We start from the raw sequence: 16,064 nt of genomic DNA on the forward strand, positions 1-16,064 counted from the left end.
ACGGTGCTGACATCATTTATAAAGGAGCGCATTCATGGCTGTTGGTCTTGGTCCTTTGCCAACGTTGCACCCGGTTGCCGGTTTTGAACTCGGTATCGCCTCGGCTGGCATCAAGCGCCCGGGGCGTAAGGATGTTGTGGTCATGCGCTGTGTTGAAGGCTCCACGGTAGCCGGCGTGTTCACCCTGAACGCCTTTTGCGCTGCCCCGGTGATCCTGGCAAAGCAACGCGTACAAGGCCCTGTGCGTTACCTGCTGACCAACACCGGCAATGCCAACGCCGGTACCGGCGAGCCAGGCCTGGCCGCCGCCGAGCGCACTTGCGCCAAACTGGCCGAGCTGACTGGCGTCGATGCCAGCCAGGTGCTGCCGTACTCCACCGGTGTGATCGGCGAACCGTTGCCTGTGGAGAAAATCGAAGGCGCGCTGCAAGCGGCCCTTGACGACCTGTCGATCCACAACTGGGAAGCTGCCGCCACCGGCATCATGACCACCGACACCCTGCCCAAAGGTGCCAGCCGTCAGTTCCAGCACGACGGCGTGACCGTCACCGTGACCGGTATCAGCAAAGGCGCCGGCATGATTCGCCCGAACATGGCGACCATGCTCGGCTACATCGCGACCGACGCCAAAGTCTCCCGCGATGTTTTGCAAAACCTGATGCTCGATGGTGCCAACAAGTCATTCAACCGCATCACCATCGATGGTGATACGTCGACCAACGACTGCTGCATGCTGATCGCCACCGGTCAGGCTGCGCTGCCGGAAATCACCCGCGCCGAGGGCGAGTTGTTCGCCAAATTGAAGCAAGCGGTGTTTGAAGTGTGCATGGACGTGGCCCAGGCCATCGTTCGCGACGGCGAAGGCGCGACCAAATTCGTGACCGTTGAAGTCAACGGCGGCGGCAATCACCAGGAATGCCTGGACGTTGGTTACACCGTGGCTCACTCGCCGCTGATCAAGACCGCATTGTTTGCTTCCGACCCGAACTGGGGCCGTATCCTGGCCGCTGTTGGCCGTGCCGGTGTGCCGAACCTGGACGTGAGCAAGATCGACGTATTCCTCGGCGACGTGTGCATTGCCAGCCGTGGCGCGCGCGCCGCGACCTACACCGAAGCCCAGGGCGCGGCGGTGATGCAGCAGGAAGAAATCACCATTCGTATCGAGCTGGGTCGTGGCGATTGCAGCGAAACCATCTGGACCACCGACCTGTCCCACGAGTACGTGAAGATCAACGCCGAGTACCGTACTTAAGACCGAGTCGCTCCATTCGCGAGCAAGCCCGCTCCCACAGGGTTCAATGGTGACACTGTGGGAGCGGGCTTGCTCGCGAAGGCTGACGACCAGACGCTAGAGATTTTGGCCTGTCCCCCCCATCAAAAGGTCCCGAACATGAGCCTGCACCTGATCATCGGCGACAAACTGCATTCCTCCTGGTCCCTGCGCGGCGCTCTGGCCCTCGATCTGGCTGGCGCCTCCTACACCGAAGAACTGATCAAGCTGAACCAGCCGGACACCCGCGAGCGCCTGCTCAAGCATTCGCCGACCGGGAAGGTCCCGCTGCTGAAGACCGAACACGGCACCATCGCCGACTCCCTGGCGATTGCCGAATACCTGGCAGAACTGTTCCCCGACGCGAACCTGTGGCCCAAAGACACCGCCGCCCGTGCCCAGGCGCGTTCGGCGTGCGCGCAGATGCACAGCGGCTTTTTCGCCATGCGCGGCAACATGCCGTTCGACCTGAGCCATGACGCAGCGTTGTCGCCGGTCCCGGCCGATGTCCAGGCGGACATCGAGCGCATGTCGGCGCTGTGGGCCGAGTGTCGTGCCGCTGCGACCGAGAGCGGTCCGTACCTGTTTGGCCGCATCACGTTGGCCGACGCGTTCTTTGCACCCATCGCCGTTCGTCTGCGTACCTATCGGGTGAAACTGTCCGCGGCTGACGAAGCCTATGTTGAAACCCTCTACCAATGGCCGGCGTTCAAGGCCTGGCAGAAGGCCGGACTGGAGGAGTTGGAAAAGTGAAGCGAGTCCATGTCGCCGCCGCCGTCATCCGCGATGGCAGTGGCCAGATCCTGATCGCCCGCCGTGCCGATTCGCAGCACCAGGGCGGCCTGTGGGAGTTTCCCGGGGGCAAGGTCGAGGCCGACGAGTCGGTCGAAACCGCACTGGCCCGTGAGCTCCATGAAGAGCTGGGCATCGTGGTCGACGCGGCGCGCCCGCTGATCAAGGTCCGGCACGATTACCCGGACAAGCAGGTGTTGCTGGATGTCTGGGAGGTCTCGGCGTTTAGCGGCGAGCCCCACGGCGCCGAAGGTCAACCGCTGGCCTGGGTGTCGCCCCGCGATCTGCCGGGTTACGAGTTCCCGGCGGCCAATCAGCCGATCGTCGCGGCGGCCCGATTGTCATCGCAGTACCTGATTACCCCGGAAGATCTGGAAACCCCGGCGTTGCTGCGTGGCATCCAGAAAGCCATTGCCGGTGGCATCAAGTTGATCCAGTTGCGCGCACCGAACGGTTACGATCCCAAGTATCGCGACCTGGCCGTCGATGCGGTGGGCCTGTGTGCCGGCAAGGCACAATTGATGCTCAAGGGGCCGTTCGAATGGTTGGGCGACTTTCCGTCCGCGGGTTGGCACATTACCTCGGCGCAGTTGCGCAAATACGCAGCGGCTGGCCGACCGCTACCGGCATCGCGCTGGCTGGCGGCGTCGTGCCATAACGCTGAAGAGCTGGCGCTGGCCGAACAGATGGGGGTGGATTTCGTGACTCTGTCGCCGGTGCAACCCACCCTGACGCATCCTGGCGCCGAGCCGTTGGGTTGGGAGCAGGCGTCGAGCTTGATCGAGGGCTTCAGCAAGCCGGTGTTCCTGCTGGGTGGTGTTGGCCCGGCCGAGGTCGAGAAAGCCTGGGCGGCGGGTGCGCAGGGTGTGGCGGGGATTCGGGCATTCTGGCCTGAGGCCTGATTTTGTAGCGCTCTTGCTGGCCCTTTCGCGGGCAAGCCCGCTCCCACAGTGGATTTGTGGCGCACACAAAACCTGTGGGAGCGGGCTTGCCCGCGAAGGGGCCCTGACAGGCGCCGGCTAAACCTCAGGTTTCGCCGCCGGTTGCCAAAGAATCTCGGCAATCCCCTGACGCTTGGCAATCAGCCGTGCTGCGACAAACAACAAATCCGACAACCGATTGATGTACGCCAGACCAACCCCGGCCAGCGGTTCAATCGCATTCAATTGCTGGCACCGCCGCTCGGCACTGCGCGCCAGGCTACGGCAGACATGGGCTTGGGCAATCAGCGCCGAGCCGCCGGGCAATATGAAGTTTTCCAGTGGTCCCAACTCTTCATTCCACACATCGATCGCCGCTTCCAGGCGCTCGATTTCCGTTGCATTCAAGGCCTGATACACCGGCATTGCCAGCTCGCCGCCCAGATCAAACAATCGATGCTGGCAGGGCGCCAAAACCTCGATCACTTCCTGCAAGCCGGCAAAAGTATCCGTTTGCGCCGCTAACCCGGCCAGCAACACGCCCACCTGACTGTTGAGCGTATCGACTTCGCCAATGGCCTCGATCCGCGGGTGATCCTTGGGGACGCGACGGCCATCACCCAGCCCGGTCTCGCCTTTGTCGCCAGTGCGGGTGTAAATCTTCGACAGACGAAAGCCCATGGTTACCTCGATAGCAGATTGAGTTCTTGCGCGACAGGTGGCGTGCTCGCCAGGGGCAGGCGCAAGGTGAAGCAAGTGCCTTGGCCCAGGGTCGATTGCACTTCCATCTGCCCTTTGTGGTTATTGGTGATGATGAAGTACGACACCGACAGCCCAAGTCCGGTGCCCTGACCGATTTCCTTGGTGGTGAAGAAGGGTTCGAAGGTCCGTTTGCGCACGCTTTCACTCATGCCGATGCCGTTGTCCTCGACCTGGATTTCCGCCCATGGCGGGTTCAGCCTGGTGCGCAGAATGATCCGCCCCGGCTCGCTGTCGTCCTCGCGCTGGTGAATGGCTTGCGCAGCGTTTTTCAACAGGTTGAGCAGTACTTGTTCCAGCTCGTTGGCGGTGCCGGGGACCGGGCCTAGCGCCGGGTCGAACTGACGAATGATGGCCTGACCCTTGAAGTCGAAGCCGATCGCCAGGTCGAAATCGTTGCCGGCAATTTCCACCGCCTGATCAATCAGGGCGGGCAGATCGCACGGGGCCATCTGGCGGGTGCTGCGACGGCTGAAACTGAGCATGTGGGTGACGATTTTGGCGGCCCGGGCACCGGCCTGCTGGATACCGTCGAGCAACTGTGGCACTTCGCGGATTTTCAGATACTGATTGACCGTCGCCAGTTCGATGCCGGCCTGTTCGGCCACTTCCAGGTTTTTCGGCAGGTCGGGGGACAGGCGTCGGCGAATGTTTTGCACGTTGTGCAGGATCGCACCCAGCGGGTTGTTGATCTCGTGAGCCATGCCGGCGGCAAGACCGCCTACCGACAGCATTTTCTCCGACTGCACCATCATTTCTTCCAGGGACAGACGCTGGGTGATGTCGTCGATCCGGATCACCACGCCACGCCCGGCACCGCCCATCAGCGGGTAGAAAGTCAGGGCATAGTGGCGGGGCTCGTCGTCCTTGAGCCAGGTGACACGTTCGATTTTGGCCACCGTATGCTGCTCGACCGTTTCCTTGAGTTGCGGCAAGAACGGCTTGAGCGGTTCGAAGGCGAGGAAGATTGGCTGGTTAAGGGCTTCATCGAGACGTGTGCCGGACAGGGCACTGGCTTCCTGGTTCCATTGAGTCACGTAGAGCTGTTCGTCGAGGGCGATCAGCGCCGACGGCATGGAGTCGATGATGCTGTTGAGGTAGTTCTGGAAGCCGGTGAGCTTTTTCTCGATCTTGCTGCGCACCTGGACTTCGAGCTCCAGTTTGCGGTTGGTATGACGGGTTTCTTCCGCCAGGCCCTGGGCCTGGTCGTATGCGGCCTGGGAGTCGTCCCGAGCCCGCTTGAGTTGCTGCTCCCTGGCCTCGATCCGCGAGAGCATGGTGTTGAATGCCTCGGCCAGGCTGCCGATTTCATCGTGGTTTCCTCGCGAAGCACGCAGTGCGTAGTTTTCTTCACGGGTGACCTGCCGCGACAACTCTTCTAGCTGGTGGATCGGCCGGGTGATCAGGCGCTTGATCTGGCGGGCAATGATCAGCCACAGCAGCACGCTGAAGATCAGAATGCCCAGGCTGGCCGTCAGGGTCCCGGTGTAGAACGCCACTGGCAGTTCACTGCTCGCGACCAGCAGCAAATGTCCCGGTGCAGCGCCGGGGCGGGCCAAGGTGATGACTTGATTGGTGCGAAACTCGGTGACCTGCCAGTCTTCGATATGCCGGAAATGTTTGGGCAGCTCGAGATTGTCGCCATGCTGCAATTGCGCCAACCGCTCACCCTTTGCGTCATACAGGGCTGCCGCGCGCAACGGCGAATAGCTGTTGAGTTCATTCAGCAGGCGCTCGGCGCTTTGCGGTGACGCCAGGGCTTCGGAGGCCAGGCTGGGGTTGGATACCAGCCGGCCGATGGTCTGCAGGGCCTGAGGCGCCATGCTTTCCTGGGAGATGTAGTACGCGGCGCTGATAAAGGTCAGGTTGGCAACCAGCAGGACGGTGACCATCAGTACCAGCAGGGCGGCCAGCAGTTTCTGGCCGACGGGCAGGTTTTCAAGGCGCTGGCGCAATGGCATCGGATTCATCGCAGACAAGGAACAAGTGGCCAGCGTAGCCGCTGCTCAGTCGCTGGGCAATCCAAGGCTTTGCAGGCGCGCGATCAACCTTGCCTGAAGTTGATTGAGGTGAGGCAGGTTCAGTTGATGACGCCCGGCCACTTTGCAGGCGTAGCCCAGCAGGTAGCTGATTTCCGTGCGGCGCTGGCTCGTGACGTCCTGATGCATCGACGAGTAGTTGGCCGCGGTGGCGTGAATCACTCGCTCCACTTCCTGCTGCAGGTTTTCGCCCGCCGCCGGCTGACCGCAACGCTCAAGTAACTCCACCAGTTCTCCGCACAGGGTGGCCACTTCGCACTGATGTTGCTGCAAGCCGCCGTTGCGGCAATCGTGCAGCACCGTCAGCGGGTTGATCGCACAGTTTAGAGCCAGCTTGCGCCACAGCCTGGTCAGAATATCGGTGCTCCACTCGTGAGGGATGCCGGCAGCGCTCAAGTCATCGAGCCAGATCGGCGCGACCGGATGGCTCGCATCCCCCAGCCAGGTGAAGCCATGTCCTGCAAACACCACGCGCCAATCGCCATCGCGGAAGGCGCCTTCGGTGCTCGAGGCATAGATGCAGCGTGCCTGGGGAACCTGTGCGGCCACCGCGTCCTGGCTGCCCAGGCCATTTTGCAGCAGGATCAGTTCGGCGCCGGGGGCCAGGCGTGACGCCAGTCGGGCCACCGCGCTTTCGGTATCGTAGGCCTTGCACGCCACCAGCAGGCGGTTGATCGGCTCGCTGCTGTCCGCTGTTTCGGCGGGCACGGCGTAGTGTTGCGTCTGGCCGTGTTCCACCAGTGTCAATCCACCTGCAGCCTCATAGGCCTGCAGTCTCGCGGTGTCCCGCAGGATCAGACTGACCGGCACTCCAACCCGTGCCAGGCGTGTCGCCCATAAAGTGCCGAGGCTGCCGGCGCCGAGTACATGCCAGGTGGTGGACATCAGCTTTTTGCTCTGTTTAAGGCGTGCATCGGCAGCTCACAGTGAATGATGGGAAAGACCCGTTATAATCAGCGCGGATTTTAACCGCAAGCCAGGCGCGCTCCATCGGTGCGCCTTTAAATTTGGAGAGATTACATGCCGTCGTTCGACGTGGTATCCGAACTGGACAAACACGAAGTCACCAACGCGGTCGAGAACGCCGTCAAGGAGCTCGATCGTCGTTATGACCTGAAAGGCAAAGGCAGCTTCGAGTTCAAGGAAAAAGACCTGACCGTCAACCTGACCGCAGAAGCGGATTTCCAGCTCGAAGCGATGATTGAGATCCTCAAGCTGGCTCTGGTCAAGCGCAAAATCGACGTGCAGTGCCTCGAAGTCAAGGATGCCTTCGCGTCGGGCAAGCTGATGAAGCAGGAAGCCGTCCTCAAGGAAGGCATCGACAAGGAGCTGGCGAAGAAAATCGTTGCTCACGTCAAAGATGCCAAGCTCAAGGTCCAGGCAGCCATTCAGGGCGAGCAGGTTCGTATTACCGGCAAGAAGCGTGATGACCTGCAAGAAGCCATTGCTGTGCTGCGGGCCAAAGAGTTTGGTATGCCGCTGCAGTTCAACAACTTCCGCGACTGACCTTGAAAGCGGGAACCTCTTGGCGTTTGTGACGTCGCAGACCCAAGCAACGGCAGAAACGATTGAACCCGTCGTGGTTCGATCTTTCTGCCGCTTTTTTTACGCATGCCGCATAGCCGGAAAACAGGAGAAAGTAGATGGATTTAAGCGCTGAGGTAGACAACCTGGTCAAGGTATCCCAAACCTGGATCCCGATGATCATGGAATACGGCAGTCGCGTACTGCTGGCAGTCATCACCCTGGCCATCGGCTGGTGGCTGATCAACAAAGTCACGAAAAAGCTCGGCGGTCTGATTGCATTGCGCAATGCCGACCTGGCGCTGCAGGGCTTTATCAGCAGCCTGGCGAACATCATCCTCAAGATCCTGCTGGTCGTCAGCGTAGCCTCGATGATCGGTGTGGAAACCACTTCGTTTGTGGCGGCGATTGGTGCGGCGGGCCTGGCCATTGGCCTGGCTTTGCAGGGCAGCCTGGCGAACTTCGCTGGCGGCGTGTTGATCTTGCTGTTCCGTCCGTTTCGTATCGGTGACTGGATCGAAGCCCAGGGGATTGCCGGCACCGTCGACAGCATCCAGATTTTCCATACCGTACTGCGCACTGGTGACAACAAGACCATCATCGTGCCCAACGGTAATCTGTCCAACGGCATTATCACCAACACCAATCGCCAGCCGACCCGCAAAGTCGTGTTTGATGTAGGCGTCGATTATGAAGCGGACTTGCAGAAAGCCCGGGAAGTGTTGCTGGAGTTGGCCAAGGATTCGCGTGTATTGACTGACCCGGAACCTCAGGCAGTCATTTCGACATTGGGTGACAGTTCTATCACTGTTTCCCTGCGTGTCTGGGTGAAGACAGCGGATTATTGGGATGTGATGTTCATGTTCAACGAACTGTCCCGTGATCGTTTGAGAGAGGCCGGTATCGATATTCCATTTCCACAGCGGGTTATTCGCGTGGTTCAGGAGTCCGCAGTGCAGTGATTGACTTTGTCATATATGCCTGACTTTTCGGTCAGACATGTAGGGCGGTTGTTCAATAATTGAACAATTTGCACGGGCAACAAAAAAGGCCCATCCGAAGATGGGCCTTTTGTTTTGTTACCGCAAACTAACTGGATGCGATTACAAAACCGACAGCGGGTAGTCGACGATGAAACGGAACTCTTTGATGTCGCCTTCACCTTGGTCGGCGTTAGCGAAGTGCCATGCCTGACGAATACGGAAGGACAGGTCTTTTGCCGGGCCAGACTGAACAACGTACTTGGCTTCGAAGTTGGTCTCGTTGTGCTTGCCATCCGCACCGTACAGGCCAGCGTAAGCGCTGTTGGCTGGAGTGTTGGTACCGTCGATGTCCCAACCTTTAACGTAACGGGTCATGAAGCTCAGACCTGGAACGCCGTACTCAGCCATTTTCAGGTCGTAACGAACCTGGGCAGACTTCTCGTTCGGAGCGTTGAAGTCAGAGTACTGGATGGAGTTGGCGAGGAAAATCGAGTCGCCGCCGCGGTTGTTCTTGCCCACACCGATGTAGTCGAACGGAGTGTCACCGTTGACCTTCTGGAAGCCCAGGGTAATGGTGTGTGCTTTCAGGAACGAGAAAGCAGCAGCCAGGGAGAACGTGGTGTTGCTGATATCGCCGGCTTTGGCATCACCAGTGTCTTTGGTGTTGTAGATGTTACCGTCCAGGTTCAGCGACTCGTCGCCGCCCAGCGGGATGGTGTAGTTCAGGTTGGCGTAGTACTGGTTCCAGATGTCTTCCAGCTTGGCGCCGTACAGCGAAGCCGACAGGTTGTCGGTGATGCCGTATTTGCCGCCGAAGTAGTCGATCTTGTTGGCGCTAACGCCGGCGTAGTTTGCCCACAGGTCGCCGTCACGGGCGTTTCTGTCCTGGCTGCTCGCCGAGTAGAAGTGACCGGCCTCGAGGTCAAGGTCTTTGATTTCGCTGCTCTGCAGTTGGATACCGCTGGCAGTTTGCGGCAGGATACGGGAGCCGCCCACAGCGAACACTGGGGAAGTGCTTGGCTGCATATCGCCGACTTTCAGCTCGGTTTTCGATACGCGGAATTTAACGGCGCCGCCGGCCTTGCCCTGGCTGTCGTTAACTTCGCCGTCAGCGTCACGGCTCATGTTGCCGGTGCCACCGGTACCGTCGCCACCGTCCAGCTTGATTGCCAGGTAACCGTACGCATCAACGCCGACACCGATCAGGCCTTGGGTGTAACCGGAGCTGAAGTTGCCCCAGATACCTTGGGTCCAGTCTTTCTGGTCGTTAGCGCCATTCTTGTTGTCACGGTTGAAGTAGTAGTTGCGAACCAGCAAGTTCAGCGTGCTGTCTTCAACAATACCTTTGGCTTCAGCCTGGTCACTTACGAAAGGGGCGGCCGTAGCCAATTGGGTACTGGCTGCTGCTGCAACTGCCAGTGCGATCATGCTCCACTTCATCACGCGCATCGTGATTTGCTCCTTTGGTTTTAGAAGAGTACTGCCGTCCCACCTGTTTTATTATCTGGGCGGCTCTTTCTTTTTGTGTCGGCGCAAACTTATATCACGCCGACAATGTTGGCGATACTTGCGTACCTAACCTTTCGCCTTCTTTACGACCATGTCGCAAACAGCGAGGTAGATGTCGCAAATTTCGAGCTCCGACGCAACCGGGTTGACAGCTTTAATGCTGTTTTCTGAGCCTGGGTATCGGTAAAAAGAGTCCTGGTGAAACGTTTGAATCTCCATCGGGCTACCTTGCCACTGTCTTTTTTTGCCTGAATGCCCCCGCTTCCAGCGGGTGTCACTCAGGTGATGTTGGGTATGTATGCAACAAGCGTGCACAAAATCAAGTTTTTGCTGCGGTTTTTCAAATTGACGCTCTGACGCTGTAAAAACCTCATAAAACCGGGGGGTTCAAGCGCTCTGGTTTGGGCTTGACGCTTTGCCTCGCATCATGTTGCACCCTTCTGGCCGACTGCCTGACAACCAAAAATGTTACCGGTTCACCCCGCCAGTGAGTAAATGGCGGATGTCGAAGCATTCAGCGTAGACCCACTGTGCGATCTTGGTGCAAAAAATTTTAACCTTGTGCTGAATTCATTCCTGTTGATCGAGTGTCTGGCGCGAACTCTTCGTTGTTTATCAGTCATTTCGGCGTTTTTTTTTCGGCTGACCGGTTCTGTGGTGGTGCGCGACGTCGAAAAGTGTCTCATTCGGGGGCGGGCTGTCAGCTTTTCGCTGGTACTCGTGGCGTCTGTGCAAGGTTCGCCGTGAAGCGTGGGTCGTTCACAGGTATGCTGCCGTCCGGTCGCTTGGTGCGCCGCTCCTCTGGATGGGCGCTAAGCTGAAAAATGATGACCCGGCGGGAGTACGCGCAGTGTTCGCTTTAGATTCACGACTTCAACAAGACACGTTACCGATCGGGGACTTTCCGCTCTGCCGGTTACTGTTGTCCAACGACTCGAACTATCCCTGGTTCATCCTGGTACCTCGTCGTGAGGCTATCAGCGAGATATTTCAATTGGATGTCGCAGACCAGCTGCAGCTTTGGCAGGAGACGACGGCGCTTGCGCAAGTGCTCAAGGACTCGTTCGATGCGGACAAATTGAATGTTGCGGCGCTGGGCAATGTCGTCAGCCAGTTGCACATGCACGTGATTGTGCGCAAGCACGAAGATGCCGCCTGGCCAGCGCCAGTTTGGGGCAGGCATCCGGCAAAACCCTACAGTTCGGAGCAGATTGCCGCCATTCGCGAGCGTTTGCGTCTGATATTGACCGATGACTTTACGTTTCTGGAGGGCTGAACCATGAGCCTGGAAGAACGCGTTACCGACCTTGAAAGCCGCCTGGCCTTTCAGGATGACACCATCCAGGCATTGAATGATGTGCTGGTCGCGCAGCAGCGGGTGGTTGAGCGTCTTCAACTGCAAATGGCTGCGTTGCTCAAACGGCAGGAGGAAATGGTCGGCCAGTTCGAATCGTTCGAAGAGGAAGCGCCACCGCCGCACTACTAAGTACCTGCAGTAAGCAACTGCAGTAAGCAACATGCAGGCATTAAAAAACCGCGTACAGCCAGGCTGTGCGCGGTTTTTTTCAGCCTTGAATCAGCGACGCGGCAGTGCGGCGATCACATCTTCGGCTTGCAGGCCCTTGTCACGATTCATGACAGAGAACTCCACGCGCTGGCCTTCTACCAGGACGCGGTGGCCTTCACCGCGAATGGCCCGGAAGTGGACGAAGATATCGTCGCCGGAGTCGCGGGAAATGAAGCCGAAGCCTTTGGACGTATTGAACCACTTGACGGTGCCGGTATCGCGGTTGCTCATGTCGTAGCTTGGCGAGGCAGCGACCGGTGACGATTTGTAGAAGCTGATGCCCAGGTGCAGGGCAACAGCGATCAGGGCTGCGACCAGGCTGAACAGAACGGCAGGTTGACCGGCGATGACAGGCATCGGCGCGATCAGCGTCAGGGTCTGCAGGACTACCGCCAGAGCCAGCAGGACACTGACCAGGTTTTGCAGTTGGTGGCGCGGACCTTTGTTCCAGTAAGGGATGACAGGTGCAAGCGTGAGATTGAGCAGGCCGAAGAGGGCCAGGTACAGCGCATCAGGTTGTTGCAGGTAAGGCAAGGCTTCAGGGTGCAGGCTAGGGATGAAGGACAGCAGCAAGGCTGCTGCGCCTATCAACAGATGGACGATTTTCAACATTTTGATTAACTCACTTTAAGGCAGCTCACAAGGAAGAGCTGATGGCGCACGGTTCGCTTCAAGACAATAAAGAGGCGTTGGACACGTGCCCGGTATCAGCCTATGCGCCATGCCCGGAAAAATAGGCACTGGCGACACGTCGTCTATTTAACAGCAAAGCCGCAGGCTACTCAAATCAGGGCGTCCGGCGGCTCTTTGGTGGTGATTTGCCGCAGGTTGTCCGAAGTTTCGCGGCTGCGGTAAGGCGGGTGACTTGCTGATCCGCGTATGCAGATGCATGAAAAGTGGCGTGGATGCTTGGCGCTCTTCTTTCCTACGCCATTGCGTAGGTGCTTCTGAAGGGGGCATCGCTTCGCAGCGTGGGAAAACGTCCGGAGTAGGATGAGCTCCAAGGTCTGCCATAAGTTGTTGGCTTATCCTACGTCGAGGGTCATAAAGTCGGCTGGAAAATAGCTTTGCACCTGCGTTTTTATAAGTCGACAGGCAGTTGCGCTTTAAGAAACCAGGATGGCAAAGGAGTGTCAGCGTTATGGTTTATCAAAGGCAAGAAGAGGGGCGATACGGTCCGCACAGGGATGTAAGGGTTGATCCGTTTGTTCGTGAGTTCGATATGGGATTGGCCCAGCCCTTGTCCCGCTCCGTACGATTGAATGGCTTCGCTACCTGTTTGCGGCTTGAGCAGGTTTATTGGGATATTTTGGGGGGGATGGCCCGGGCCAACGGTTGTTCGGTCAGTAGCCTGTTATCCCATGTGGATCGCGAAGTTCACTTGCGTCATGGCGGTGTCAGGAATTTCAGTGGATTGGTGCGGGTTGTCTGTGTCGTGCACAGCCTCAAGGAAGGGGGATGCATCGTCACCGCCTAGTCAAGGCGGTGAAAACGGCAGAGTGTCGGTCTGTGCAGTCTTACGGCTGCACAGGCCGCATTTAATGGATATAATCCCGCTCTTTGCCGCGAAACCCAGCGTGTGCGGTAGCAATCTGATCGCCGAGACAACCTCCATGCCGATGTACGATTATCAATGTGCTTCCTGTGGTCATCAGTTGGAAGCCATTCAAAAGATCAGCGATGCACCGCTGGTCGACTGCCCTGCCTGTCAGGCGCCAGAGCTTAAGAAAATGCTGTCCATGCCGGGCTTTCGCCTCAGCGGCACGGGTTGGTACGAAACCGATTTCAAGACCGGTTCCAAGAAGAACCTGGCCGGCGGCGACAAAGCTGACTAAGGTCCTGCACCTGAATTGAACGACACACGCGAGTTCTTGCATCACCCGGCGCCTTTTTAAAGGCGGGGCTGCTGTAGGATCTCCAACCGAATTTCGAATTACGAGAAGTGAAACCACGACCATGATGCGCAGCCATTATTGCGGCCAACTGAACGAAAGCCTGGACGGCCAGGAAATTACCCTTTGCGGATGGGTTCACCGTCGCCGTGACCACGGTGGGGTGATTTTCCTCGATATCCGTGATCGTGATGGTCTGGCCCAGGTCGTGTTCGATCCGGACCGCGCTGAAACCTTCGCCGCGGCCGATCGCGTGCGCAGCGAGTACGTCGTGAAGATCACCGGCAAGGTTCGCCTGCGTCCGGCCGGTGCGACCAACGCCAACATGGCGTCGGGCATGATCGAAGTCCTCGGCTACGAGCTGGAAGTGCTGAACGAATCGGAAACCCCGCCGTTCCCGCTGAACGAATTCTCCGACGTCGGTGAAGAAACCCGCCTGCGCTATCGTTTCCTCGACCTGCGTCGCCCGGAAATGGCCGAGAAGCTGCGTCTGCGCTCGCGCATGACCACCAGCATCCGTCGCTTCCTGGACGAGAACGGCTTCCTCGACGTCGAGACGCCGATCCTGACCCGGGCTACCCCGGAAGGCGCGCGCGACTACCTGGTGCCGAGCCGTACTCATGCCGGTTCGTTCTTCGCCTTGCCGCAATCGCCGCAGCTGTTCAAGCAACTGTTGATGGTGGCCGGCTTCGACCGTTACTACCAGATCGCCAAGTGCTTCCGCGACGAAGACCTGCGCGCCGACCGCCAGCCGGAATTCACCCAGATCGACATCGAGACCAGCTTCCTCGATGAAAAAGAGATCATGGGCCTGACCGAGCAAATGATCCGCAACCTGTTCAAGGAAGTGCTGGGCCTGGAATTCGGCGAGTTCCCGCACATGACCTTCGAAGAAGCCATGCGCCGCTACGGTTCCGACAAGCCAGACCTGCGTAACCCGCTGGAACTGGTGGACGTGGCCGACCAGCTCAAGGAAGTCGACTTCAAGGTGTTCAGCGGCCCGGCCAACGACCCGAAATGCCGCATCGCCGCCCTGCGCGTGCCTGGCGGCGCGAGCATGCCGCGCAAGCAGATCGACGACTACACCAAGTTTGTCGGCATCTACGGTGCCAAGGGCCTGGCGTACATCAAGGTCAACGAGCGTGCGAATGGCGTTGACGGTCTGCAATCGCCGATCGTGAAGAACATCCCTGAAGCCAACCTCAACGTGATCCTGGATCGTGTTGGTGCAGTTGACGGCGACATCGTGTTCTTCGGTGCCGACAAGGCCAAGATCGTCAGTGAAGCGTTGGGCGCATTGCGCATCAAGCTCGGTCACGACCTGAGCCTGCTGACCTGCGAATGGGCTCCGATGTGGGTCGTTGACTTCCCGATGTTCGAAGAGAACGACGACGGCAGCTTCAGCGCCTTGCACCACCCGTTCACCGCGCCGAAGTGCTCCCCGGCGGAGTTGGAAGCCAACCCGGCGGGCGCTCTGTCCCGTGCCTACGACATGGTGCTGAACGGCACCGAGCTGGGTGGCGGTTCGATTCGTATCCACCGCAAAGAGATGCAGCAAGCGGTCTTCCGTCTGCTGGGCATCAACGAAGTGGAACAGGAAGAGAAATTCGGCTTCCTGCTCGACGCCCTGAAATACGGCGCACCGCCGCACGGTGGCCTGGCCTTTGGCCTGGACCGTCTGGTGATGCTGATGACCGGCGCCCAGTCGATCCGTGAAGTGATCGCCTTCCCGAAAACCCAGAGCGCGGCCGATGTCATGACCCAGGCGCCGGGCCAGGTGGATGCCAAGGCATTGCGCGAGTTGCACATTCGTCTGCGTGAAACGCCAAAGGCCGAGTAAGGCTGACCCGAAGGGCGCATCTGCGGATGCGCCCTTTCTTTATAGGCAGAGTTGTTCAAGATTTTTGTTTGCCGGCCGGCGCAATACAGCGCGGCGGGCAATGTTTCAAAGAGAATTCGGAGCGAGTTATGGCAGGTCATTCCAAGTGGGCGAACATCAAGCACCGCAAAGAACGTCAGGATGCCAAGAGGGGCAAGATCTTCACCAAGTGGATTCGTGAGCTGACCGTCGCTGCCCGTCAGGGTGGTGGTGATCCAGGCTCCAATCCGCGTCTGCGCCTGGCCCTGGACAAGGCTCTGGGTGCCAACATGAGCCGTGACATCATCGATCGTGCTGTCGCCCGCGGTACCGGCGCTGCCGATACCGACGACGTGGTCGAGCTGACCTACGAAGGTTACGGTCCAGGCGGTGTGGCGGTGATGGTTGAATGCATGACCGACAACCGTAACCGTACCGCGGCCGCGGTTCGCCATGCGTTCAGCAAGTGTGGCGGCAACCTCGGGACTGACGGTTCGGTGGCCTATCTGTTCGAGCGCAAGGGGCAGATCTCCTTCGCCGCCGGCGTTGACGAAGACGCGCTGATGGAGGCGGCCATGGAAGCCGACGCCGATGACGTGGTGACCAACGAAGACGGTTCGATCGACGTTTTCACCTCGTTTGCCGGATTCTATTCCGTGCGTAACGCACTGGAAGCGGCGGGCTTCAAGGGTGACGACGCGGAAATCGTCATGCTGCCAACCACCAGCGCCGAGCTCGATCTGGAAGGCGCCGAGAAAGTCCTCAAGCTGATCGACATGCTCGAAGACCTGGATGACGTACAAAACGTCTACTCCAACGCGGAAATCCCGGAATCGGTGGCCGCGCAGCTCGGTTGATCTGTTTCTTCTGTAGGAGCGAGCTTGCTCGCGATGAGCCTGAGAGCGCCGCGTCAATTCAGGCAACCCGCGTTATCGTTATCGTTAACGTTCA

The 16,064-nt window shown here is 58.9% G+C and carries 16 protein-coding genes; 11 read left to right on the forward strand and 5 right to left on the reverse strand.

Translation table 11 applies throughout. The features are described from left to right. Positions 1 to 34: 34 nt before the first annotated feature. The 3 genes from argJ (at position 35) to Q8X48_RS01470 (ending at position 2,964) form a co-directional block, all read left to right on the forward strand. Positions 35 to 1,252 (forward strand): bifunctional glutamate N-acetyltransferase/amino-acid acetyltransferase ArgJ, encoded by a 1,218-nt coding sequence (gene argJ / locus Q8X48_RS01460; protein WP_008015779.1) that lies wholly within the window; start codon positions 35 to 37, stop codon positions 1,250 to 1,252. Between the two features lie 138 nt (positions 1,253 to 1,390). Then, positions 1,391 to 2,023: a glutathione S-transferase family protein gene (locus Q8X48_RS01465; protein ID WP_407799238.1), complete on the forward strand. Its 633-nt coding sequence runs from the start codon at positions 1,391 to 1,393 to the stop codon at positions 2,021 to 2,023. Further along, positions 2,020 to 2,964: a Nudix family hydrolase gene (locus Q8X48_RS01470; protein ID WP_015096611.1), complete on the forward strand. Its 945-nt coding sequence runs from the start codon at positions 2,020 to 2,022 to the stop codon at positions 2,962 to 2,964. The genes Q8X48_RS01465 and Q8X48_RS01470 overlap by 4 nt, the downstream gene beginning before the upstream one ends. Positions 2,965 to 3,081: 117 nt before the next feature. Here the strand turns inward: Q8X48_RS01470 and Q8X48_RS01475 are convergent, their stop codons facing one another. From Q8X48_RS01475 to Q8X48_RS01485, 3 genes are read right to left on the reverse strand one after another with little or no spacing between them, the layout of a single operon-like run. Beyond that, a complete protein-coding gene (locus Q8X48_RS01475; protein ID WP_407799239.1) occupies positions 3,082 to 3,663 on the reverse strand; it encodes a cob(I)yrinic acid a,c-diamide adenosyltransferase in 582 nt (193 codons plus the stop codon). Positions 3,664 to 3,665: 2 nt separating this feature from the next. Beyond that, positions 3,666 to 5,702: a sensor histidine kinase gene (locus tag Q8X48_RS01480; RefSeq protein ID WP_015096609.1), complete on the reverse strand. Its 2,037-nt coding sequence runs from the start codon at positions 5,700 to 5,702 to the stop codon at positions 3,666 to 3,668. 45 nt (positions 5,703 to 5,747) lie between these two features. Then, on the reverse strand, positions 5,748 to 6,665 hold the full coding sequence (locus Q8X48_RS01485) for a putative 2-dehydropantoate 2-reductase (protein ID WP_407799240.1): 918 nt from the start codon (positions 6,663 to 6,665) through the stop codon (positions 5,748 to 5,750). A gap of 135 nt (positions 6,666 to 6,800) precedes the next feature. Between Q8X48_RS01485 and Q8X48_RS01490 the strand changes: the two genes are divergently transcribed. Together Q8X48_RS01490 and Q8X48_RS01495 are read left to right on the forward strand one after the other, a co-directional pair. After that, complete coding sequence (locus Q8X48_RS01490; protein WP_007977344.1) at positions 6,801 to 7,286, forward strand: YajQ family cyclic di-GMP-binding protein; 486 nt, start codon at positions 6,801 to 6,803, stop codon at positions 7,284 to 7,286. A 137-nt stretch (positions 7,287 to 7,423) separates the two neighbouring features. Then, complete coding sequence (locus Q8X48_RS01495; RefSeq protein WP_126047283.1) at positions 7,424 to 8,266, forward strand: mechanosensitive ion channel family protein; 843 nt, start codon at positions 7,424 to 7,426, stop codon at positions 8,264 to 8,266. A gap of 141 nt (positions 8,267 to 8,407) precedes the next feature. Here the strand turns inward: Q8X48_RS01495 and Q8X48_RS01500 are convergent, their stop codons facing one another. After that, positions 8,408 to 9,736 (reverse strand): OprD family porin, encoded by a 1,329-nt coding sequence (locus Q8X48_RS01500; RefSeq protein WP_407799241.1) that lies wholly within the window; start codon positions 9,734 to 9,736, stop codon positions 8,408 to 8,410. A 910-nt stretch (positions 9,737 to 10,646) separates the two neighbouring features. Between Q8X48_RS01500 and Q8X48_RS01505 the strand changes: the two genes are divergently transcribed. Together Q8X48_RS01505 and Q8X48_RS01510 are read left to right on the forward strand one after the other, a co-directional pair. Next, positions 10,647 to 11,072 carry an HIT domain-containing protein gene (locus tag Q8X48_RS01505; protein WP_407799242.1) on the forward strand — a complete coding sequence of 142 codons (426 nt, stop codon included), beginning with the start codon at positions 10,647 to 10,649 and terminating at the stop codon, positions 11,070 to 11,072. Positions 11,073 to 11,075: 3 nt separating this feature from the next. Continuing rightward, on the forward strand, positions 11,076 to 11,282 hold the full coding sequence (locus tag Q8X48_RS01510; protein ID WP_007977339.1) for a SlyX family protein: 207 nt from the start codon (positions 11,076 to 11,078) through the stop codon (positions 11,280 to 11,282). Positions 11,283 to 11,372: 90 nt separating this feature from the next. On the opposite strand, the gene Q8X48_RS01515 is transcribed toward Q8X48_RS01510, so the two are convergent. Continuing rightward, positions 11,373 to 11,975, reverse strand: coding sequence for a cold-shock protein (locus Q8X48_RS01515; RefSeq protein WP_015096603.1), 603 nt, complete (start codon positions 11,973 to 11,975; stop codon positions 11,373 to 11,375). A 529-nt stretch (positions 11,976 to 12,504) separates the two neighbouring features. Between Q8X48_RS01515 and Q8X48_RS01520 the strand changes: the two genes are divergently transcribed. From Q8X48_RS01520 to Q8X48_RS01535, 4 genes are all read left to right on the forward strand, one after another. Beyond that, the gene (locus Q8X48_RS01520; protein ID WP_126047277.1) at positions 12,505 to 12,840 is read left to right on the forward strand and encodes a ribbon-helix-helix domain-containing protein; all 336 of its coding nucleotides are present in this window, start codon (positions 12,505 to 12,507) and stop codon (positions 12,838 to 12,840) included. Positions 12,841 to 12,976: 136 nt separating this feature from the next. Further along, positions 12,977 to 13,198 (forward strand): FmdB family zinc ribbon protein, encoded by a 222-nt coding sequence (locus tag Q8X48_RS01525; RefSeq protein ID WP_007977333.1) that lies wholly within the window; start codon positions 12,977 to 12,979, stop codon positions 13,196 to 13,198. A 121-nt stretch (positions 13,199 to 13,319) separates the two neighbouring features. After that, on the forward strand, positions 13,320 to 15,095 hold the full coding sequence (gene aspS / locus Q8X48_RS01530; RefSeq protein ID WP_007977331.1) for an aspartate--tRNA ligase: 1,776 nt from the start codon (positions 13,320 to 13,322) through the stop codon (positions 15,093 to 15,095). A gap of 128 nt (positions 15,096 to 15,223) precedes the next feature. Next, complete coding sequence (locus tag Q8X48_RS01535) at positions 15,224 to 15,970, forward strand: YebC/PmpR family DNA-binding transcriptional regulator (RefSeq protein WP_007995641.1); 747 nt, start codon at positions 15,224 to 15,226, stop codon at positions 15,968 to 15,970. Positions 15,971 to 16,064: the final 94 nt, after the last annotated feature.

Source organism: Pseudomonas sp. QLc11A, assembly GCF_052112305.1.
GTDB classification, from domain to species: Bacteria; Pseudomonadota; Gammaproteobacteria; order Pseudomonadales; family Pseudomonadaceae; genus Aquipseudomonas; species Aquipseudomonas laurylsulfatiphila.